General features: G+C 63.7%; 21 protein-coding genes. 10 read left to right on the top strand and 11 right to left on the bottom strand.

Annotated elements, in window-relative coordinates; all coding sequences use genetic code 11:
- The first annotated feature begins 2 nt into the window (after positions 1-2).
- Positions 3-515 (top strand): MarR family winged helix-turn-helix transcriptional regulator, encoded by a 513-nt coding sequence (locus RTP54_RS11610; RefSeq protein ID WP_409517103.1) that lies wholly within the window; start codon positions 3-5, stop codon positions 513-515.
- 87 nt (positions 516-602) lie between these two features.
- On the opposite strand, the gene RTP54_RS11605 is transcribed toward RTP54_RS11610, so the two are convergent.
- Complete coding sequence (locus RTP54_RS11605) at positions 603-1,949, bottom strand: sensor histidine kinase (RefSeq protein WP_409517102.1); 1,347 nt, start codon at positions 1,947-1,949, stop codon at positions 603-605.
- Positions 1,950-2,294: 345 nt separating this feature from the next.
- On the opposite strand from RTP54_RS11605, the gene RTP54_RS11600 reads away from it, so the two are divergent.
- The 4 genes from RTP54_RS11600 (at position 2,295) to RTP54_RS11585 (ending at position 6,187) form a co-directional block, all read left to right on the top strand.
- Positions 2,295-3,563 (top strand): NAD(P)/FAD-dependent oxidoreductase, encoded by a 1,269-nt coding sequence (locus RTP54_RS11600; RefSeq protein ID WP_312362734.1) that lies wholly within the window; start codon positions 2,295-2,297, stop codon positions 3,561-3,563.
- A 361-nt stretch (positions 3,564-3,924) separates the two neighbouring features.
- Positions 3,925-4,374, top strand: coding sequence for a hypothetical protein (locus RTP54_RS11595; RefSeq protein ID WP_162703607.1), 450 nt, complete (start codon positions 3,925-3,927; stop codon positions 4,372-4,374).
- A 3-nt stretch (positions 4,375-4,377) separates the two neighbouring features.
- Positions 4,378-5,610, top strand: a complete 1,233-nt coding sequence (locus RTP54_RS11590) for an HlyD family secretion protein (protein WP_312362730.1) — start codon at positions 4,378-4,380, stop codon at positions 5,608-5,610.
- A gap of 211 nt (positions 5,611-5,821) precedes the next feature.
- On the top strand, positions 5,822-6,187 hold the full coding sequence (locus tag RTP54_RS11585) for a DUF1801 domain-containing protein (protein WP_162704249.1): 366 nt from the start codon (positions 5,822-5,824) through the stop codon (positions 6,185-6,187).
- Positions 6,188-6,260: 73 nt separating this feature from the next.
- On the opposite strand, the gene RTP54_RS11580 is transcribed toward RTP54_RS11585, so the two are convergent.
- From RTP54_RS11580 to RTP54_RS11570, 3 genes are all read right to left on the bottom strand, one after another.
- The gene (locus tag RTP54_RS11580; RefSeq protein WP_312362727.1) at positions 6,261-6,701 is read right to left on the bottom strand and encodes a DUF1801 domain-containing protein; all 441 of its coding nucleotides are present in this window, start codon (positions 6,699-6,701) and stop codon (positions 6,261-6,263) included.
- Between the two features lie 158 nt (positions 6,702-6,859).
- Entirely contained in the window at positions 6,860-7,336 is a 477-nt protein-coding gene (locus RTP54_RS11575; RefSeq protein WP_312362725.1) for a GNAT family N-acetyltransferase, read from the bottom strand.
- A gap of 114 nt (positions 7,337-7,450) precedes the next feature.
- Positions 7,451-7,885, bottom strand: coding sequence for a rhodanese-like domain-containing protein (locus tag RTP54_RS11570; RefSeq protein ID WP_312362723.1), 435 nt, complete (start codon positions 7,883-7,885; stop codon positions 7,451-7,453).
- A gap of 70 nt (positions 7,886-7,955) precedes the next feature.
- Here RTP54_RS11570 and ftrA point away from each other — a divergent pair, with 70 nt between their 5' ends.
- Positions 7,956-9,038 (top strand): transcriptional regulator FtrA, encoded by a 1,083-nt coding sequence (gene ftrA / locus RTP54_RS11565; protein WP_409517101.1) that lies wholly within the window; start codon positions 7,956-7,958, stop codon positions 9,036-9,038.
- Between the two features lie 170 nt (positions 9,039-9,208).
- Here the strand turns inward: ftrA and RTP54_RS11560 are convergent, their stop codons facing one another.
- Entirely contained in the window at positions 9,209-10,831 is a 1,623-nt protein-coding gene (locus tag RTP54_RS11560; protein WP_112833133.1) for an arylsulfatase, read from the bottom strand.
- A 544-nt stretch (positions 10,832-11,375) separates the two neighbouring features.
- Here RTP54_RS11560 and RTP54_RS11555 point away from each other — a divergent pair.
- Complete coding sequence (locus tag RTP54_RS11555; protein WP_112833132.1) at positions 11,376-12,062, top strand: Crp/Fnr family transcriptional regulator; 687 nt, start codon at positions 11,376-11,378, stop codon at positions 12,060-12,062.
- 16 nt (positions 12,063-12,078) lie between these two features.
- Here RTP54_RS11555 and RTP54_RS11550 read toward each other — a convergent pair whose 3' ends face one another.
- A complete protein-coding gene (locus RTP54_RS11550; RefSeq protein WP_312362722.1) occupies positions 12,079-13,062 on the bottom strand; it encodes a nucleoside recognition domain-containing protein in 984 nt (327 codons plus the stop codon).
- Between the two features lie 153 nt (positions 13,063-13,215).
- On the opposite strand from RTP54_RS11550, the gene RTP54_RS11545 reads away from it, so the two are divergent.
- Positions 13,216-13,668: an Lrp/AsnC family transcriptional regulator gene (locus RTP54_RS11545; protein WP_112816205.1), complete on the top strand. Its 453-nt coding sequence runs from the start codon at positions 13,216-13,218 to the stop codon at positions 13,666-13,668.
- Between the two features lie 16 nt (positions 13,669-13,684).
- Here the strand turns inward: RTP54_RS11545 and RTP54_RS11540 are convergent, their stop codons facing one another.
- Together RTP54_RS11540 and RTP54_RS11535 are read right to left on the bottom strand one after the other, a co-directional pair.
- A complete protein-coding gene (locus tag RTP54_RS11540) occupies positions 13,685-15,049 on the bottom strand; it encodes a P-loop NTPase fold protein (RefSeq protein ID WP_312362720.1) in 1,365 nt (454 codons plus the stop codon).
- 183 nt (positions 15,050-15,232) lie between these two features.
- Entirely contained in the window at positions 15,233-15,982 is a 750-nt protein-coding gene (locus RTP54_RS11535; protein WP_312362718.1) for an SDR family oxidoreductase, read from the bottom strand.
- Positions 15,983-16,133: 151 nt separating this feature from the next.
- On the opposite strand from RTP54_RS11535, the gene RTP54_RS11530 reads away from it, so the two are divergent.
- Positions 16,134-16,541, top strand: a complete 408-nt coding sequence (locus tag RTP54_RS11530) for a GFA family protein (RefSeq protein ID WP_112810844.1) — start codon at positions 16,134-16,136, stop codon at positions 16,539-16,541.
- Here the strand turns inward: RTP54_RS11530 and RTP54_RS11525 are convergent.
- On the bottom strand, positions 16,521-17,444 hold the full coding sequence (locus RTP54_RS11525) for a LysR family transcriptional regulator (RefSeq protein ID WP_312362716.1): 924 nt from the start codon (positions 17,442-17,444) through the stop codon (positions 16,521-16,523). The two genes, RTP54_RS11530 and RTP54_RS11525, sit on opposite strands and share 21 nt — an antisense overlap.
- Before the next feature lie 77 nt (positions 17,445-17,521).
- Here RTP54_RS11525 and RTP54_RS11520 point away from each other — a divergent pair, with 77 nt between their 5' ends.
- Entirely contained in the window at positions 17,522-17,764 is a 243-nt protein-coding gene (locus RTP54_RS11520; RefSeq protein ID WP_112810845.1) for a DUF1127 domain-containing protein, read from the top strand.
- Positions 17,765-17,778: 14 nt separating this feature from the next.
- On the opposite strand, the gene RTP54_RS11515 is transcribed toward RTP54_RS11520, so the two are convergent.
- Together RTP54_RS11515 and RTP54_RS11510 are read right to left on the bottom strand one after the other, a co-directional pair.
- Positions 17,779-18,477, bottom strand: a complete 699-nt coding sequence (locus tag RTP54_RS11515) for a Type 1 glutamine amidotransferase-like domain-containing protein (RefSeq protein WP_312362711.1) — start codon at positions 18,475-18,477, stop codon at positions 17,779-17,781.
- Between the two features lie 151 nt (positions 18,478-18,628).
- Entirely contained in the window at positions 18,629-19,048 is a 420-nt protein-coding gene (locus RTP54_RS11510) for a hypothetical protein (protein ID WP_312362709.1), read from the bottom strand.
- Between the last annotated feature and the right edge of the window lie 76 nt (positions 19,049-19,124).

The raw sequence follows: 19,124 nt of genomic DNA, 5'->3' as shown, positions 1-19,124 counted from the left end.
TTATGCCGATGCCCACGTCCCCGACCGCAGATGCAGCGCAAACCGATCAAACGCCCGCAGCGCAGACAGCGGCCGGCGGCAGGTCGCTTTCGAACTTCCTGTGCTTTGCCGTCTACTCCGCCAATCTGGCTTTCGGTCGCGCCTACAAGCCGATCCTCGACAAGCTCGGCCTGACCTACACGCAATATGTGACGCTGGTGGCGCTTTCGGAGGAAGACGAGCAGACGGTCGGCACGCTTGGCGAAAAGCTCTTCCTGGAATCCAACACGCTGACGCCCATCCTGAAGAAGCTGGAGGCCGAAGGCTACCTGCAGCGCCGGCGCGATCCGGCCGACGAACGCCAGGTGCGCGTGACGCTGACGCCGGCCGGGCGGGCGCTGGTCGAACTCGACCCCGGCGCGCCGCTGACAGAGGCAACCGGTCTTGGAGACGACTTTCCGGTCGTGCAGAAGACGGTGGCGACGTTGCGCGACAATCTCCTGAAGGCGACGCAGCCAGGTCCAGCAAAGGGGTGAGGGCGGCAGCTGCTGCGGGCTCGTCTAGAGAGCCTGGGGCACAAGGTCCGGTTTTCGTTTGGGCGAGTGCCGGCGATCTGCCGCCGTTCAGGCCGCGAGTTCGGTAAAAGTCAGCCGGAAGCAGGCTCCGCCGCTCGGCGAGGCCAGAATGCGGATCTGCGCACCGTGGCGCTCTACGATCTGGAGAACCAGGTTCAGGCCGAGACCGGCGCCGCGATCACGCGGCTTCAGCCGATGAAATGGCTCGAAGACACGCTCCCGCTCGGCTTCGGGGATGCCGGGCCCGTCATCGCTGATCTCGATTGCGAAACCGCTCTTTACCCGCACGACGATCGAACCCTGGTTTCCGCCATGCTCGATGGCATTCTGGATCAGATTGGTGATGGCGCGCGTCAGCGACGCCGCGTCTGCCTGGATCGGCGCGTGCTCGACCTCCGGCTCGAAGGAGAGCTCGTAACCCTGGTCGATTGCAAGCGGCGCAAGCTCGGCTGCAACATCCCGGCTGAGCGTAACGAGATCGACCGGCTTGAGCGGCCCGGCATTGGCTTCGAGCCGCTGCAGGTCGAGCAATTGTTCGGCGAGCCCCGAGATCCGCTCGCAGTCGGCCATCAGCCGATCGCGATCGGCGCCCGGTGCGAGCTTATCGAGCCGTGCCTGCAGGATCGCCACCGGCGTTCGGATCTCGTGCGCCGCATCGAGGATGAAACGCTGGTGGCGATCATAGGCAAGGTCGAGCCGGCCGAGCGCGCCGTTGATGCCCTGGACGAGGGGGCGGACCTCGCTCGGAATGGCCGTCTCCGTCAGCCTGTAGCTGCGCCTGGCGATATCGATCCCGTCGGTTTCGCGCGCCAGCTGCGCGATGCCCCTGATCGCCCGGTTGACGATGAGGGGGACTCCGATCACCGTGACGATCGCAAGCAGCACCAGCATCGGGGCGAGCGACAACCTCGAAAATGTCAGGATCAGGAACGGCGCGCTTAAAAGTTCGCCCTGTCCGAAGACGGTGAAGTCGCCGGCCGGGCTCGAGCGGCGCCTGAGCACGGCAAGATAGGGCGAGGGATCGCCGACATCCCGGATATCGGAATAGGTCATCCGGTTGAGCGTCTGGCTGATGCCCTTGTAGATTTCCGGCACCGAGCCGAGCTGAAGGATCTCGCCGCGGTCGCTGCGGGCGATGAACCAGAAATCCTTCTGCCTGGCGCGCACATCCGCCAGCGCGACGGTTTGCGCAAAGGCGAGCGTGCCGTCCTGCCCACGCTCGATGGCTGAAAACGCCGTCTCGACCGGTGCCGGGCCGATAAGCACGCCGCCCTCGTCGGCCATGACCAGGAGGGTGACGAAGGAGAGGCCGAACAGGAGAAGGATCGCCAGCTGCAGCACCAGCAGCTGCGCGATCAACCGTTGCTTGAGGGACCGGGGCCAGAGCTTTCTCACCATCTGCATCCCATTGATAGAAAGGCCGTGCGGCGTATCCGCTGACACCCGTTCGAGCGGCTGATGCCGCTTTTTTCTGCATGACGAGATTTGCAAACACTAGATTGTGCGGACATTACGCGCAGGCGCCTGCCAGCATCAGGCAGACATCAGAGCCGGACGAGATGGAGGATGAGCAGGAAGGCGGCGTTTGATGCGCGGGCGAAGAGCATCGCAGTCCACCACCCTATTGCAGGGCTGCGCCAAGCGCCATGCCCGATTTTGCAAGGGCGACATGCGAAGCCGGAGGTTGTGTTGGCGCGCGCGTGCTCCACATTTGAGAAACGTCAAATCAGGATCAGCACCATGCAGGACAGGCATCATATCGTCGTCGTCGGTGGAGGGTTCGGCGGGCTGCAGCTCGTCAACGGTCTTGCGGGCGCGCCGGTGCGCATCACGCTGATCGACCGGCGCAACCATCACCTGTTCCAGCCGCTGCTCTATCAGGTCGCGACCACCTTGATCGCCACCTCCGAAATTGCCTGGCCGATCCGCAACCTCTATCGCGACCGGCCGGAAGTGACGACGCTGCTCGGCGAGGTCACCGGCGTCGATGCCGCTGACAAGACGGTCTTGCTCAAGGGCGGGCAGGCGATCGGCTACGATACGCTCGTGATCGCGACCGGCGCCACCCATGCCTATTTCGGCCATGACGAATGGGAACCGGTGGCGCCGGGCCTGAAGACGCTGGAGGATGCGACCACCATCCGTCGCCGGGTGCTGCTCGCCTTCGAACAGGCGGAGCTCGAGGAAGACCCTGCGATCCGCGAGGCGCTCCTGACCTTCACCGTCATCGGCGCCGGGCCGACTGGCGTCGAGCTTGCCGGCATCATCGCCGAGATGGCGCACAGCACGCTGCCGTCGGAGTTTCGCCGCATCGACACGCGCAAGGCCCGGGTGATCCTGGTGGAGGCGGGGCCGCGCATTCTGGCCGCCTTCAGCGAGGACCTGTCCGACTATGCCCGGCGCGAACTGGAGCGGCTGGGCGTGGAGGTGCGCACCGGTACGCCGGTGACGGCCTGCACGGCACAAGGGGTGACGATAGGCGACACGTTCGTCGCCAGCCGCACGCTCGTCTGGGCGGCCGGCGTCCAGGCTTCGCCCGCCGCCCGCTGGCTCGGCATAGCCGAGGACCGCGCCGGCCGCGCGATCATCGGCGCCGATCTCCAGGCGCCCGGCCATGACGATATCTTCGTGATCGGCGACACGGCTTCCGTCACCTATGACGGCGGCAAGCCGGTGCCGGGCATAGCACCCGCCGCCAAGCAGCAGGGCGCCTACGTCGCCAAGGTCCTCCGCGCGCGCCTCTCAGGCGGAAAATCGCCCGGCGATTTTCGCTATCGCCATCAGGGGAGCCTGGCCACGATCGGCCGGCGGGCGGCGATCATCGATTTCGGCCGCTTCAAGCTCAAGGGCGCGCTTGCGTGGTGGATCTGGGGCATCGCCCACATCTACTTCCTGATCGGCACCCGCAGCCGCTTTGCCGTCGCCTGGAGCTGGTTCTGGACCTATCTCAGCGGCCAGCACAGCGCCCGGCTGATCACCCAGAAGGAGACGCTGAGGGAAAAGGACTGAGGCCGACCGCGGCGGCCACCTGTGCGGCGGATCGGGAGATCCCGCGTCGACATGCCGACCCCGTGCGCCGCAGGCCGTTCTTTCCCTGGCGCGTTGGCCCGACCGTGTCTCTACGAGCCTGCCGCCCGGCAAATGAGCGGGAAAAGCCATCGGGGGGCACAGACATCGGGAACACCCTTCGCCTTGGGCTCAAGCGCACTCGGACCTGGCCGCTATCGGCATCTCGCTCTCTGGGGTGACGTGACGTCAGGCACGGCCCATCGATGTGCCACGGGAAGATTTTCTGCAATTATCCCTTGCATTTAATGAGACTGTGCTAATCTCCTCACATGCTGATTCAGCCTGCTGTTGGGGAGACATGATGTCCGAGGCCGTTCATCCCGTTGCCGTCCATCACCTTCCAGCGTTCATCACGGCGCCCGGCCAGACGGATGTGCTGCTCAATGTCGTCGCGGTTTTCCTGCTCGTGGCGATTTTCGGTCTCGGCACACTTTATCTGCGGCTGCACTCCCTGCCGGAGGTCATGGCGCACAAGACCAACAAGATCCAGCTCGAACTGGTGGCGGTCTTGGCGTTGCTCTCGCTGTTGACCCACAACAACCTTCTCTGGGGGGCAGCGCTGCTCCTGGCCCTGATCGACCTGCCCGATTTTTCCTCCCCGCTGTCGTCGATTGCGCGATCGCTGGAGCGTCTTGCCGGCAAGGCGGACCCACCGACGGTGCCGGAGCGCGATGTGGTGGAGGGGAACGGGCCGGAAACGGCGCACGGACCGGCCGTGCCGGTTCATCCGTCGATCGAAGGGAAGGCATGATCCATGTTCGAGTTTCTGCTTTGCTCGCTTTTGACGATCTTCCCGGATTATCTCTTCCGCCGCTATGGACAGGGCAAGCGGCTTGGCCGCGAGATCACCATCTATTCCGTCTGGTTCGAGTTGCGCTGGGGCATTACCGCCTGCATCGTGCTGACGATCTCGCTGATCACGCTCATCTTCTACTTCCACCCGTCGACCAAGAACGTCACGTCGGCATTCCGCACCGTGGCGATCCTGCCGGAGGCGGGCGGCCGCGTTTCGGAGATCTACGCCACCCGTTTCGAGAAGGTGAAGGCCGGCCAGCCGCTGTTCAAGCTGGATAGCACCGAGGAGGAGGCGACCGCCGAACTTGCCCGCCGCCAGATTGCCGAGGTCGACGCCCAGATGGCCGTGACGCGCACGGAACTTGTCGCCGCCGACGGCGCGATCGTCCAGGCGGAAGCCGCGGTGAAGCAGGCGCAAGACGAATACGATACCCAGGTCGAGCTGAACCGGCTCAACGCCAACGTCGTCGCCCGCCGTGAAATCGAGCGCCGGCAAGTGGCACTCGAAGGACGAAAGGGCGCGCTCACGGCCGCCGTATCGAGCAAGCAGACACTGGAGACGAAGATCAATTCGTTGCTGCCGTCACAAAAGGCCACGGCCGAAGCCAACTTGACGCAGGCCGAAGTCGACATCGGCAAGACCACGGTTCGTGCCGGCGTGTCCGGCACCTTGCAGCAATTCACCCTCAGGATCGGCGAGGTGGTCAACCCATTGTTGCGGCCAGCGGGCGTTCTGGTTCCGGAAGACGCGGGCCGCGCGCGACTTGTCGCCGGCTTCGGGCAGATCGAGGCGCAGGTGATGAAGGTCGGCATGATCGGCGAGGCCACCTGCATCGGCAAGCCCTTCACCATCATCCCCCTTGTCGTGACCGAAGTGCAGGACGTGATCGCGGCCGGCCAGATCCGGGCAAGCGACCAGCTCGTCGACGTCACGCAGATCTCTCAACCGGGCACGCTGACCGTGGTGATGGAGCCGCTCTATCCCGGGGTGCTTGATGACGTGCCGCCCGGCAGCAGCTGCATCGCCAATGCCTACACCAGCAATCACGACAAACTGGACGAGCCGGGGATCAGCACCGTGCGCTGGGCCTATCTGCACGGGGTCGATGCCGTGGGCCTCGTCCACGCCATGATCCTGCGGATACAGGCGCTGATGCTGCCGGTGCAGACGCTGGTGCTTGGCGGACACTAGGTTTCGAGAAAAATCCGCGGGCAGTCTTGCGTCAGGAAACGGGCGGGAGCGGGACGGCAGTGCGTTGCCGTGATCGCGCTCGAAGCGGGAAGACATCCGGTCTTGGCCGATGTCGCCAATCCCTGATTGCGGCTTGACGGGATGCTCCCGTTTTCTGAAAATCCATTGTTTCGGCCGGCGCCGTGCCTGCCCGCAAGATGGGATGAGCCGCATGGACAAGGCAGTGGATGCATTCATCGACGACAAGGTGCAGCCCGAGCATCGGCCCGTTGTCGAGGCTTTCCGGGCACTGATCCGCAAGGTGGCGCCTGAGCTTAAGGAAGGCATGCGCGGCGGCACCGAGGCCTATTACGGCATACCGGTGTACAGGCTGAAGCGCGATATCATCGGGATCAGCCCCACCAAGAAGGGCGTCAATTTCGCCTTCGCGAAGGGCGTGCTGATCGACGACCGCCACGGCCTGCTTCAGGGCCTCGGCAAGGTCAACCGCAATGTCTTCGTGCGCAATCTGGACGAATTCAACGCGGAGGCTCTCGCCGACTATATCGGGCAGGCGGTGAAGATCGACCTCGCCTGAGGCGCATTGCGGTCGCCGGGCGCGCTGCTATTTCGAGGATCGCGCTGCCGCGCTGACGGCGAGGCGCATCGCGTCAGGTGTCCTTGCTCTTTGCCGCCTTTGCCCGGCTGCCCGCCGGCGCTTTCTTCTTCTTTGCGTCGGCCTTGGCCCTGTTGAATTCGATGGCGGCACGGATCAGGTTCTGGAAAGCCGGCTCATCGATTTCGTCGCTCTGGAACAGGTCGATCGCCCGCCAGACCTTGCCGTTGAGCCCGTTGTTGAACAGGTTTTCGGGGTCGGGCAGGCTGGCGCCATGCGAAAAGGTCAGCTTCACCTTGTCCTTGTGGGCGTTGCCGACGGCGATGATGCCACCCAGCGACCACACCGGGCTCCCCATCCACTTCCATTCCTCGACAATATCCTTGTCGACCGCAAGGATGCTCTTGCGAAGGCTGGCGAGCGTCTTGCCGCGCCAGTCGCCGGTGTCAGCATTCAGGTCGGCAATCAGCTGGTCGATATGTTCGGATGCATTCATGGGGGCTCGCTCCTCCGCTTCCCGGCTTCTTCCGGCCCGGCGGAACGGCCGCCGTCGAGCCTGGTCGCGCACGCGGTCGAACCTGGCGCAACCGAGAAGGCACAATGCCTCAAATCGCATCCAAATCAAGGCATTGCATCGTCGGGCATCATCCGCCTTCAGCCTTCGCCACCCTGAGGCACCGCCATCGTCCAGGGCTGCCAGACCTCGTCGGCCACGCCCCCATGGCGACGGTAGAAGCGCTTGGCCGGCTCATTGCCGGCAAGCACGGTCCAGTTGATACGCGGAGCGCCGATCGAGGCGGCATGGCGCTTGAGCGCCGCGATCAACGCGGCACCGGCGCCCGACGAGCGCGCGCCTTCCTCGACGAACAGCTCTTTCAGCACCAAGGTCGGCTTAAGGTCATAGGTCCAGGGGATGACATAGTGCACGGCGATGCCGACGACACGGCCGTCGACCTCGGCGGCGAGCACGCCGAAGCGCGGGGCATCACCAAGGCCATGGTCGATCAGGTCCTGTTCGGTGACCGCGAACGCGTCGATATAGCCCTCGAACACGGCGAGGCCGCGCATCAGCGCGAGCACCTCGGGCACGTCGCTGCGGTCGAACGGGCGGACGGAAAGCGTGTGCGTCATCGGGTTCCTCGAGGGCGTGGGGGGCGGCGGTGGTCGTAGCGGCTACCTTGGCGTGTTTCGACGCATCCGCCAAGGCCGCCATTCGGCGGCCCGTCCGTCGCATCCTTGCCGTCGTCAGGCGGCCAGCACCTGCTTCGGTTCGCCGGGGGCAGCACCTGATGCGAAGGCAAAGCCTTCGTCTTCCCAGCCGGTGATGCCGCCGATCATGATCTTCACCGGCCGTCCGAGGCGGGCGATCTTCAGCGCCGCCTGGTCGGCGCCATTGCAATGCGGCCCGGCGCAATAGGCGACGAACAGGGTGCCGGCCGGCCAGGCGGTCATGCGCTCGGCGGTGATTTCGCGGTGGGGCAGGTGGATCGCGCCGGGCACATGGCGGCGGGCATAGGCAGCCTCGGTTCCGACCGCGTGCAGCAGCACGAAATCCTGCTCGCCGCTCTGGAGCGCGTGGGCGACATCGGCGCAATCGGTTTCGACGCTCAAGCGCCCGGCGAAATGGGCAATGGCGATCTCGGGGGCTGCGGCTGGGGTTTCGGTGACGTAGCTCATCATGCTCTCCTGTGGCTGCGGGCTTTCGGCGTTGACGCGGAGAGATGTAGCAGCGCGCGGAAAACGCTGGCAGATGGCAAGTTTGCCATATATGCTCAAGATCATGCCAAAACCGTTTGCCGCTTCACAATCATCCGCCAATCCGGCACCCGCCAACCCCCTTGTCGTCGCGCTCGCCTATGATGGTCTCTGCACCTTCGAGTTCGGCGTGGCGGTGGAGCTGTTCGGCCTGCCGCGGCCCGAAATGGGCGAGGGCTGGTATCGCTTTGCCGTTGCCGCCATCGAGCCGGGGGAACTGAGGGCCACCGGCGGCATCCGGATGATGGCGGACGGCGGGCTCGACCTGCTGGCGCAGGCCGGAACCATTATCGTGCCCGGCTGGCGCGGCGCCGATACGCCCGTGCCGGAGGCGCTGTGCGAGGCGCTGAGGGCAGCCCATGCCCGCGGCGCGCGGGTGCTTTCCATCTGCTCCGGCGTCTTCGTTCTGGCGGCCGCGGGCCTTCTGTCCGGGCGCAGGGCCACGACCCATTGGCGCTACACCGACAAGCTGAAGGCGCTCTATCCCGATGTCGAGGTGGTGCCCGACGTGCTCTATGTCGATGGCGGCACGGTGCTGACGTCGGCGGGCAGTGCCGCCGGCATCGACCTCTGCCTGCACCTGATCCGCCGCGACTTCGGCAGCGAGGCGGCCAACCGGGTGGCGCGCCGTCTCGTTGTGCCGCCGCACCGCGATGGCGGGCAGGCGCAATTTATCGAAAGGGCGGTGCCCGAGGTGCACGAGAGCGCGCGCCTCGGGCCGCTGATCGACCGGATGCGTGCCGAACTCGGCAAGGACTTCCCGATCGCGGTTCTCGCCCGATCCGTGGGCATGAGCGAGCGCACCTTCCTGCGCCGCTTCGAGGCGGCCACCGGCACGACGCCGGCGCGCTGGCTGCTCGGCGAGCGGCTGGCGCGGGCGCGGCAATTGCTGGAGGAAAGCACGTTCGGTATCGAGCAGATCGCCGACATTGCCGGCTTCGGCTCGACCCAGACGCTGCGCCACCACTTTCGCCAGCAGCTGTCGACGACGCCTGCCGCCTACCGCGCGACGTTCGGGCGGATGCCCACTGCCGGCGATGCGCCTGCCGACGCGCCTGCAATGGCGGGTGCACGATGATCTGTCCTGCTTTGGCCGCGGGCTGCAGGTTGGCGCCGGAAATTCCCGTAGCATTCATCTGACTGCGCAGCGGCGCGGTGTGCAGCCACTGCCCACACGGTCGACGAAAAGGCCCCCATCGATGGCGATGGGGGCCTTTCTCCGCAATCGGTTATTTGTAACCGGGACGGTTACTTGGGATCGCCGCCGCCACCGATCCCCAGGCCGATATCCTTCTTCGGATATTTGACGAAGGTCGCGGCGTGTTGGGCCTGCAGCTGCAGAATGGGGCCGTAGAGCCATTCATAGTCGCCGTTGCTGCGGGTAATGCGCTCCTTGGGGTCGCGATAGATATCGAAGATCCAGGGGGCGACGCCGACCGGCACGAAGGTCGACATGCTGATATTGGCAAAGGGCTGATCGTACTGGATGACCTTGAAGTAGCCCTTGAAATTCTCCCAGCGGATGGCCGAGAAATCAGCCTGATTGTAGGAGAACACGGCCTGGCGGGATGTCTGGCCATCGTCTGCGAGCAGGAAGCTGCTCTGGTCGACACCGTCGATGTAACGCTCCGTCGGGATCTTGTCCTTGATGCCGGCAAGCGCCAGCGATGTGTTGAACAGGTCCATCAGGTCGAACAGGCCGTCGCTGATGCGTCCGCCCTTGATCATGCCCGGCCAGTAGGCAATGCCTGGCACGCGCACGCCGCCTTCCCAGGTCGTTCCCTTGCCGGAGCGGAACGGCGTGAAGCCGGAGTCGGGGTAGCTGTCTTCCTCAGGCCCGTTGTCGGAGGTGAAAAACACGAAGGTATTGTCGGCCTGTCCGCTTTCCTGGAGGGTTTTCGTCAGGCGCCCGACGATGTCGTCGACTTCGACCACGGCGTCGCGATAGGGCAGCTTGGCAGGGCTGCGGCCTTCATAACCATCGCCGGCGTAGTTGTCGAAATGGACCTTGGCGAAGGCATGGATCAGGTAGAACGGCTTGTTGTCCTTGGCCGCGCGCTTGATGAAATCCACCGACCAGTTGGCAAAGTCCTGGTCGACATTGCCCATCTGCTTCTGGGTTTCGAGCGGGTAGACGATCTTGAGGTCGCCGCCCTTCTTGCCCTCGACCACGCCGTTGTACTCGCTGAGGCTCTTGAACGTCTCCAGGCGCTGCGGGTCGAGCATCAGCTGCGAATATTTCCGGCTGTCCATATACTGGGTGTATTCGCTGACAACAGACAGGAAGCCGTGGAACTCGTCATAGCCGACGTCCTGCGGCTGCATGCCCTTGGCTTCGCCGATGTGCCACTTGCCGGAAAGGCCGGTGACGTAGCCGTTCTCGCTCAACAGTTTCGCAGCCGAAACTTCGTCGGCCCAGGGGTTCTTGGTCGGATGGTCGCTGGCCAGCAGCGGGCGGGTGAGGCCGCTGCGCGCCGGAATGCGGCCCGTCATCAGTGCCGCGCGCGAGGGCGTGCACACCGGCGTTGCATAGGCCGACGTCAGCTTCAGCCCGTCGGTTGCCAGCTTGTCGATGTTCGGCGTCGGTGCTCCGAGCATGGCTCCGCCGCCGAAGGCGCCAAGGTCGCCATAGCCGAGATCGTCGACGAGCAGGATCAGGATGTTGGGCTTGCGCCCGGTTCTCGTTTCAAACTCGCGCAGACGGTCGAGCGCGGACTGTTCCTGGGCCGGACGGGGAATGACCGGCTCGAGATAATCGGCTGTTCTGACGGTGCGGTCCCAGCCCTTGGCTTCCTGGGCGTGGGACGTGTTGGCAAGCAGGGTGAATGAGGCTGCCAGTGAACAAGAGAGAATATGCTTTAAGGCCTTCATCAATCGTACTCCTCATTGGTGTCCGGGATTGTCGATGGCATTGCGAACGTTTTTGATCTGTACAGGCACCGGGCCGGTGCCGGCTTGAGGCAATGCTCGCGCCGCAGCGCAAGCGGCTGGCCGGGCCCGCTCTCTTCAACGCCCCGGCATGACGGCGGCGGGCATTTCATCGCTGCCACCGGGCCACGCTTGCGAGATGCAGCGAGAATGCCCGAACCAGACACAAATCCCCCGGTTCGCGTAAGTACGTAACAGTTAAAATACGCATGAACGCCAGGGAGCTGCGAGCGCATGGGCGTGCTCTTAGTCGCGGCGTCAGATTGCAGCGATGCGACCGCCGCGGGCACTGACGTTCAGCCGCAAGCGGATAGGACCATGGAAGAGTGGTGCAAAGTCTCCGGCATGACGTTCCTCCTCAATCGTCGCAATGAGACGTCGGAATGCTCACCCGTAATTCTGGGTAGCTTCCGCTCCGACTTTATCCTTGTGTTGTCGAAAAATTGTCTGAGACTATACAATTGGGCCCTGGGGCGGGGGATTTCATTTGCGAACAATACCATCGGAAGCTGCGTTTTATCTTGCCAATACCGGCTGGTTGAGCCGGATCCCAAAGGCGTTTCAAGATGAAATCCTGGACGCCTGCCTCTGCTACGAGCTGGATCCGGGGCAGGCGATCGCCCATGGTGGCGACGAGAGCGGCGGCATGTTCGGTATCGTCTCCGGTGCCGCCTGCGTCTATTCGGCCGTCGGGTCGTCAGATGGGCCGCTGATCCACATTGCCGGCGCAGCCTTCTGGTTCGGGATTTTCCCCGTCACCAATGGCCAGCCCCGGATGATTTCGGTGACCGCACAGACACGGTGCCAGGTTGCAAGAATGCCCCAGGCCGCCCTCCAGAGCCTGCTCGAGCGTAAGCCCGAAATGTGGCGATGGCTGAGTTTGCTGTCGCTCGAGAGTGCAAGGCTGGCGGTGCAGGCGCTGGCCGATGTGCTCATTCGCGACAATGAGCGGCGTTGCGCTGCCGTGCTTCTGCGGGTTGCCGGGTGCCGCGAGTGCGGCGATCAGCCGGCAAGCGCAATCCTGACGCAGGACGATCTGGCGGCGCTCAGCAATCTCTCCCGCCCGACTGTCAGCCTGGTCCTTCGCCATCTGGCCGAGCGTGGCTTGATTTCGCTCGGATACAGGGCGATCACCCTTCAGGCACCGGCCAAGCTTCGCCACTTCGTCGGCTGATGTCCCGATCTGACGCCTAGGCTTCCGATGGCGCCAGCCGGTCGCCGTCCTTGCGGAAGAACGATTTGAAGAACACGGCGTCTGGTGCCGCGCCAATGATCCTTGCGATCAGGGCCGTGGCGACGATGGCGAAGGCAAGCCGCCCGAAGAAGACGCTGGTGAAATCCGCGCCAAGTGCCACGACGACCAGCGTGTCCTCGACCAGGCTATGGCCGAAACCCATGAAGACGCAGGCGAGGAACACCTGTCGGGGTGCGACATTGGCGTCGCGCGCCTCGCGGATCAAGAGCGCGCCACCATAGGAGATGCCGAGAAGCACGCCGACGGCGGCAAAGGGCACCGTGTCCGTCTTGATGCCGGCGAGGCGGAAGAGCGGCGCCATGCCCCGGTTCATCCAAGCGAGGATGCCGACGATCTTGAGGATCTCGATCGTCCAGCTGAGGGCGAGGAGCACGACCAGCATGGTGGCGAGCGTCTTCAGCGTGCCGAGCGCGAAGGCGATCCAGCCGGCACCCTCGTTGGCCGGGATCCATGTCGGATCAAGCGGTGTGGCGAGCCAGCCGGTCAGCGCGAAGACCTGGTGGAGCAGGGCGGCAAAGACGAGGCCGCCGCCGATCCTGATGGCGCCGGTGACGAGGAAACTCGGTCCTGCCTTCTGGATGATGCGCTGCTCGATCGGGATCGCGTGCGCCACCAGCATGAGTGCTGAAAACACGGTCATGTCGGCGGTCGAAAGCTCCGAGACCGGCACCAGCGCGAAGACGACGACGACGGCACCCCAGATGCCGACCAGCAGGCCGGTCAGCCAGGCAAAGGCGAATTCCGGCGGCAGGCCGACGACGGTCATCAACGGCTCGAAGGCCGGCGCGATCGCCCGGATCACGCCGAGCTCCTGCAGGATGTGGGTGGCGATGGTGACCGGCACGATGATGCGCACCAGGTCCCAGTAGACTTCCAGGGTCGCGAGCGTCTTGCGGTGCAGGAGGATGAGAACGGTCATGGCGATGTCTCCTTGAATGTGTTGTCCAAGGACTAGCGCGGAGCCATTCGCAGTTGTGGTCAAAATATGCGAGTTTGTGCAATAAAATTGCACGGCGCCTTGATGCGCGCATACGATGGGCGCGGTGATGCGCGACGGCTATGGAGGGATGACATGGACCGGATCGACAGAAAGCTGCTGGCGCTCCTGCAAAAGGATGCCGCGCGAACCAATGCCGAACTCGCCGCCGAAGTCGGGCTTTCGCCGTCGAGCTGCCTGCGTCGCATCAGGCGGTTGAACGCGACAGGCGTGATCGACCGCGTCGTCGCGCTGCTCAATCCTGCCAAGGCGGGCAGATCGGTGAAGGCGATCATCACGGTCGAGCTGGAGCGCCACGGCGAACAATATGTGCGCCGCTTCCTCGACCTCGTCGCCAGGGAGCCGGCCGTCACCCAGGCCTATAGCGTCAGCGGGGCGATGGACGCGCTGTTGATGCTGCGGCTGAAGGACATGGAAGAACTCGACGCGCTGACCGAGCGGCTGTTTCGCGAGGAGAGCAATGTGGCGCGCTACTACACCACCTTCGTGATCCGCACGGGCAAGGAGACGACGGAAATACCGGTGTGAGCTCCGACATACCAAACTAGGCAGGCGCAAGGCGATCAATGACATTGTTTGCGGTGTACTTCACAACGTCTGCCCTATCGCTAAAGTGGTAGCGGAAGGAAAGCGATTTTCCGAACTCCTTAAGGTCGTCGGGCACAACATCCGCCAGCAGATACGTCCACCATTCCTCCTCCCAGCCCATCTGTTTTTCCCGGTGTTCATCTGGCTCAAATCTAAGGAATGTCCTTGCTTCCTCCAGCGTCAGCCTTCTCTGTTTAGCCTTCTTAAACAGGTCAGGACGCAGCAGTTTCATCATCACTAACCCGCCCATGATCGCACCGAGTTGAAGTTGGTTCTCCGGTGTGAGCCCAATGGCTAGAGCAAGAACCGTGAAAGCCCGCTCCAGGGTTCGGTAACTCATCTGCTCGTGCTGAACGAGCCGGATTATTGTTTCTGCCGATGCTTCAAGTGGGCTTTCTCGGTTGGAACGGATTCCGAGGTTCGTTGCCAAATGGTTTGCGTATTTGTGGAGGTCCGTACTTCTTCGACCTTCGCTCCCTTCGACATTGAGAATGGTGAGGTTGATAAATTTCTGAAGGTAGGCCGCAGCATCGATGTTGTTGCCATAGGCGTACCTAACTGAACCCTGAAGTTGCGTAAGATGAACGCCGAGCACGAAGTGGACGTTGGGCACTGCCATGAAATGCTTAATGCGTTCCAAAAGCGCCAACGCGAAATGCGGTTTGCAGCGGTCGAGTTCATCAAGAATGAAAATAAGCGGCTTTTGCTGCTCGCCCTCTGCCGGTGGTGTTAATGCACTAGCCAGGTTAGCCAAAGCATCGCGGAAGCTTGCAGCAGTTTCTTTTTGTTTTCGCGGTTGATCGAGTAGTTGGTCCATGTAGGCTTCTGCAGTGTTCTCTACCTCGTTGCCAATGTCTGCTCCGATGTCCTTAAGGTCATCCGAATTCGCGAGACCAGCCGTCGCGGCCCGGACGGCAACTTTTAGTCCAACCTTTGCTGTACCTTTGAGCAATACCGCACCCAGGTGGGTTGCTTTCTCCTTGAAGCTCTGAACAACTTGGCTTTTCGAAGAGGTCTTTCCCTCTGCCAGTTCCACGATTTCACGTGCCAACACGGCAAAGGCATCTTCCACGTAGTCATTTTCAAAGGCGTCAAAAAAGATGACTGGGTGCCCGCTTTTGCGTAGCTCGCCCGCCCACATCTTCAGGAATGTGGTTTTTCCCGAGCCCCATTGTCCGTCAAACGCGATGACTAGAGGGTCCTCCACTGTAGCCACAAGATGGGACATGCCGCTCGCAAGCGCTGCTCTGCCGAAGAGATCTTTTCCTGTTGCAAAACCTTCTTCATCGCCAACCTCCACGGGCGTGGGATATACTCTCATTCTCAACCTCCAAACGATTTGCCGCACGAGATTGCCACCTAGCGGTGAAGCCGGCAAGCGTTCACCCTTCGCTGAATTCCACTATGCATGGGATTAAACGTGCTGAGCGGTGAGTGACTTGTGCCTGGCGATTGATACGTGCCGGGGCAACTTGCCCCGGCACGGAAAGGCCTTCGCGCCCGCTCACTTCACTGCGGCGTTGCCGCCATCGGCGTAGAGGGCGGAGCCGGCGACGAAGCTGGCCATCGGGCTTGCCAGGAACAGGGCGGCCCGGGCGATCTCGTCGGGCTGGGCGATGCGCTTCATGGCATGCAGGCCGGCGGCCCACTCCTTCTGTTCGGCGCTGCCGCCCGCCGGCGTGTCGACGCCGCCCGGAAGCAGGGCGTTGGCGCGCACGCCGCTTGCGCCATAGTCGGCGGTGATGCCCTTGACGAGCCCCATCAGGCCGGCTTTCGCCGCGCCATAGGCGGCCATGCCGGGAATGCCGGCGCTGGTGCCGACGAAGGTGGAGGTGAAGACCAGCGATCCGCCACCGCGGTTCAGCATCGCCGGGATCTGGTGGCGGGCGCCGAGAAAGGCCGAGGTGAGGTTGGTGGCAAGCGTCTCCTGCCATTCGGCCGCGGTGATCTCGGCGACGGGCCGCATGGCGCCGACGGAGCCGGCATTGTTGATGGCGATATCGAGGCCGCCGAAGCGCTCGCGCGCAGCCTCCACCAGCCGGACATGGGTGGCTTCCTCGGTGACGTCGCCGCTGATTGCGATCGCTTCGCCGCCTTCGGCGCGGATCGCCTCGACCACCGCGGCAAGCGGTGCTTCACTGCGGGCGTTCAAAACCACCTTCGCCCCTTCGGCGGCAAAGAGCCTGGCGACCGCCCGGCCGATGCCCGAGGACGCGCCGGTGACGATAACGATCTTGTTGTGCAGCATGGACATGAACTTGCTCCTCTTGGTTGAGGGCCCTTGAGTATCTGCGGCACGGACGGGCGCCCACCCGATTTCCGATCGGCAAGGGCGCCGTGCATATTCGACCGGCTGCGGCTGTGGCATAGTCCGCTGCGTCGCGCGGCGCATGAGGAGGAACGGCATGCTGAAAACCTACAGCGGAAGCTGCCATTGCGGCGCCGTTCGCATCGAGGCGGATGTCGATATCAGCGCCGGGACGGGCAAGTGCAACTGCACGCTCTGCACCAAGATGCGGCTCTGGTCGGTGGCGGTGAAGCCTTCAGCCTTTCGGCTCGTCGCTGGTCAAGAGGCGCTGACGGACTATCGCGGTCGCAATCCGGTTGCCCATCATTTCTTCTGCAGCCATTGCAGCGTGCGTCCGTTTGAGCGGGTCGATACCCCGAACATGACCGGTCACACCTACTACAACATCAATGTCGCCTGTCTGGATGGCGTCGATATCGACGAACTGGCCGCCGCGCCTGTCACCTATTTCGACGGGCTCAACGATGCCTGGGGTTCGACGCCGTCAGAGGTCCGACATCTCTGACCCCTTGCAGAGTTCCGTTCCGGGTCCCGCCAGCGTCTTCAGGGCATTGAGCGTTTCGCGCAGCGCCCGGTCGAGGCGCTTGTCGCGGCGAAGCACGAGGGCGAAACGGCGCGACAGCGGTGGGGACAGCGGCCGCACGACCAGGCGTTCCCGATCGGTGGCGCGCAGCGCGATTTCCGGAACGAGGGCCGCGCCGAGGCCAACGGCGACCATTTCCTTGATCGCGTCGACGCTGCCGAGCGCCATGACCGGCTTGATGGCGGTGCCGCCAGCTGCCAGCCACTCATCGGTGATCCGGCGGGTATTGGCGCCGGGTTCGTAGAGGATCAGCGGCCGCTGCGCCAGGGTCTCGGGTGTTACTGTCTCGGGCAGGGCGGTTTGCGCAGGCGCGATGGCGACGAAGCGTTCGTCGAAGAGCGGCGTGATCTCGAAAATGCGGCCGGTGACGGGCAGGCTGACCAGCCCGATGTCGAGCAGATTGTCATCGACGGCCCTGACGATGTCGGCGCTGTTGCCCGTGGTCACGGTGATGTCGAGGTCGGGAAAGCGGCGCTTGAGATCGGCGAGAAGCGGCGGCAGCAGAAAGGCGCACGGGGTGGCGCCCGTGCCAACGCGCACGCGGCCGAGAACGCCCTTGGCATGGCGCGCCACCGCTTCGATGGCCTGGCTGGCCGCCGCCTCGATGCGGCCGGCATGCGCCAGCAATTCCTCCCCCGCGGCACTTGGCCTGGCCGTGCGGCCGACGCGCTCGACCAGTCGGACGCCGAGCTGCCTTTCCAGCGCCCGCACCTGCAGGCTGATCGCCGGCTGCGTCAGCCCCAGGCGCTCTGCGGCGGCAGAGAAACTGCCGAGCTCGGCGACCAGCGCGAAGGTCTTGAGATAATCGAGATCGAGCGACGGCATGCCAAAGAAATCCTTATGCTTTGCATAGAACGCCAAAGCTTCATTTATACGCGAGCGCCCCGCACAATACGAGCGTGATGAACAACAAAGGATTGGTGATCACCATGCTCAGGGAACTCGCCCTCTATCTCTCCGCCTCACCACGCTCGCGGATCTGGCAGTTGCAGCAGCTGCGCGAGCTCGACGCGGAGCGGCTTGTCGATATCGGCGTGACGCCGGCGGAGGCGACGGCTGGAATACGCGAGCAGCGCGTGCCTGCTGCGCGGTTGGTCGTAGCCTCGGTCCAGCAGGCGCAGGCCGCACGCGCCGGCGCGCTTTAGGAGGTGCGGCAAGCTCAGGGCCGCGCGATCGTAAAACCGTCGAGCGCGATCTCGCCCTGCGCGCGCACGATGCCGCCGGAAATCCAAAGCGGATTTCCTGCACATTCGATCCGCCCGCCTGTCACGACGATGCCGTCGCTGTCGTTGCAGGCGACGATCGGCCGTGTCGTGTGCGTGCTGTAGCGCAGGAGCGCGGGCAGGTACGCGGCGTCGTCGCTCAGATGCGGGAAGAACTCGAACGGCGTGAGATCAAGCGCATCGCCATCGGTTATGTCCTCAGGCCTTCGTGCGATGAAGAGGGCATCCGTCGCAATCGTCGGGGTCATGAGAATGGCGCCGGCGCTGACGCCGATCAGGACGCCGCCCGAGCGTGCCCAATCCCGCAGCCTCCCGATCATGCCGCTTCGCTTCAGCCGTTCGAGAAAGCCGCCAGTATGTCCACCCGCAAGATGGATTGCGTCGCAGGCAAAGAGTGCGGCGATCTCCTCCTTCGAATGCGGTTCTTCGAGATCGACGAACAGCTGGAGATCAAGGCCGGATCGGCCGTAATAGGCCTGGCCGCTCTGGAAGAAGCTGCGATCCGGCTCGGGGCCGGAGGCGACATAGGCCAGCCGATTTCCGGCTCTTCGTGCCTTCAGCATGTCGACGAGCCTGCGGTCGATCGCCGAAGTGGCGGGGTGGATCTGGTCGCTATAGAGGACGAGGTTGACCAACTGTCCTGCCTTTCCGGATTCCGGCAACGGTCACCCTTCCATCCTTGGCAGTGCGGACCAACATGTCATCGTCGGGCATGGAACCTAGATGCTGCCCGTAATGCCGTCAGCATTTGGCACGGAGATGCCGTTGTCGCAAAGCCGCCGCGCATCAGCGCGCAGGCGCGCCCTGCCGTGAGACACGTTGGCCGTAGCGCCAGACGCCGAGCCAGCTGAAACCGTGGACGGCAAGCATGAGCAACAGTCCGAGAACACTGGTGATCAGATCGTTGCCCGACGAAACGGCGGCCGCCGACAGGAATTTCGTGAAGCTGATAAAGGACGCAAACAGCGCCCACGCCCCCGCAAGCCAGCTGAATGGGCGCCAGAGTTCGGCTGGAGGGACGTTCAGATTGAAGGCGTAGGCGGTGAGGCCAATTGCCGTGCCGAGCGCCATGACCATGCTCGCGGAAATCACGATCCAGCCGAGGGACGTCATGCCGGCCAGAGCGTCGAGCGCGATCAGATAGCCGACGACGACCAGGCCGAAAGCAAAGGCCAGGCTATAGAGCACTGCAAAGATCTTCCACATCGCGAATCACACCTAGAGGCTGCAAAATACCATCTTCGGTGGTGCCTCGCGTTTTGTCCATCGGATCACCTCGCGC

Origin of the sequence: Ensifer sp., from assembly GCF_031989085.1 — a bacterium.
Taxonomy (GTDB): Bacteria; Pseudomonadota; Alphaproteobacteria; order Rhizobiales; family Rhizobiaceae; genus Ensifer.
The sequence above is the reverse complement of the archived record's forward strand: the minus strand, read 5'-3'. Positions and strand labels throughout refer to the sequence as shown.

Excerpts from the sequence above, each read along its gene's own strand:
- RTP54_RS11610 (WP_409517103.1), top strand. The coding sequence starts at position 3 with ATGCCGATGCCCACGTCCCCGACCGCAGATGCAGCGCAAACCGATCAA.
- RTP54_RS11600 (WP_312362734.1), top strand. The coding sequence starts at position 2,295 with ATGCAGGACAGGCATCATATCGTCGTCGTCGGTGGAGGGTTCGGCGGG.
- RTP54_RS11595 (WP_162703607.1), top strand. The coding sequence starts at position 3,925 with ATGTCCGAGGCCGTTCATCCCGTTGCCGTCCATCACCTTCCAGCGTTC.
- RTP54_RS11590 (WP_312362730.1), top strand. The coding sequence starts at position 4,378 with ATGTTCGAGTTTCTGCTTTGCTCGCTTTTGACGATCTTCCCGGATTAT.
- RTP54_RS11585 (WP_162704249.1), top strand. The coding sequence starts at position 5,822 with ATGGACAAGGCAGTGGATGCATTCATCGACGACAAGGTGCAGCCCGAG.
- RTP54_RS11580 (WP_312362727.1), bottom strand. The coding sequence starts at position 6,701 with ATGAATGCATCCGAACATATCGACCAGCTGATTGCCGACCTGAATGCT.
- RTP54_RS11575 (WP_312362725.1), bottom strand. The coding sequence starts at position 7,336 with ATGACGCACACGCTTTCCGTCCGCCCGTTCGACCGCAGCGACGTGCCC.
- RTP54_RS11570 (WP_312362723.1), bottom strand. The coding sequence starts at position 7,885 with ATGATGAGCTACGTCACCGAAACCCCAGCCGCAGCCCCCGAGATCGCC.
- ftrA (WP_409517101.1), top strand. The coding sequence starts at position 7,956 with ATGGCAAGTTTGCCATATATGCTCAAGATCATGCCAAAACCGTTTGCC.
- RTP54_RS11560 (WP_112833133.1), bottom strand. The coding sequence starts at position 10,831 with ATGAAGGCCTTAAAGCATATTCTCTCTTGTTCACTGGCAGCCTCATTC.
- RTP54_RS11550 (WP_312362722.1), bottom strand. The coding sequence starts at position 13,062 with ATGACCGTTCTCATCCTCCTGCACCGCAAGACGCTCGCGACCCTGGAA.
- RTP54_RS11545 (WP_112816205.1), top strand. The coding sequence starts at position 13,216 with ATGGACCGGATCGACAGAAAGCTGCTGGCGCTCCTGCAAAAGGATGCC.
- RTP54_RS11540 (WP_312362720.1), bottom strand. The coding sequence starts at position 15,049 with ATGAGAGTATATCCCACGCCCGTGGAGGTTGGCGATGAAGAAGGTTTT.
- RTP54_RS11535 (WP_312362718.1), bottom strand. The coding sequence starts at position 15,982 with ATGTCCATGCTGCACAACAAGATCGTTATCGTCACCGGCGCGTCCTCG.
- RTP54_RS11530 (WP_112810844.1), top strand. The coding sequence starts at position 16,134 with ATGCTGAAAACCTACAGCGGAAGCTGCCATTGCGGCGCCGTTCGCATC.
- RTP54_RS11525 (WP_312362716.1), bottom strand. The coding sequence starts at position 17,444 with ATGCCGTCGCTCGATCTCGATTATCTCAAGACCTTCGCGCTGGTCGCC.
- RTP54_RS11520 (WP_112810845.1), top strand. The coding sequence starts at position 17,522 with ATGAACAACAAAGGATTGGTGATCACCATGCTCAGGGAACTCGCCCTC.
- RTP54_RS11510 (WP_312362709.1), bottom strand. The coding sequence starts at position 19,048 with ATGTGGAAGATCTTTGCAGTGCTCTATAGCCTGGCCTTTGCTTTCGGC.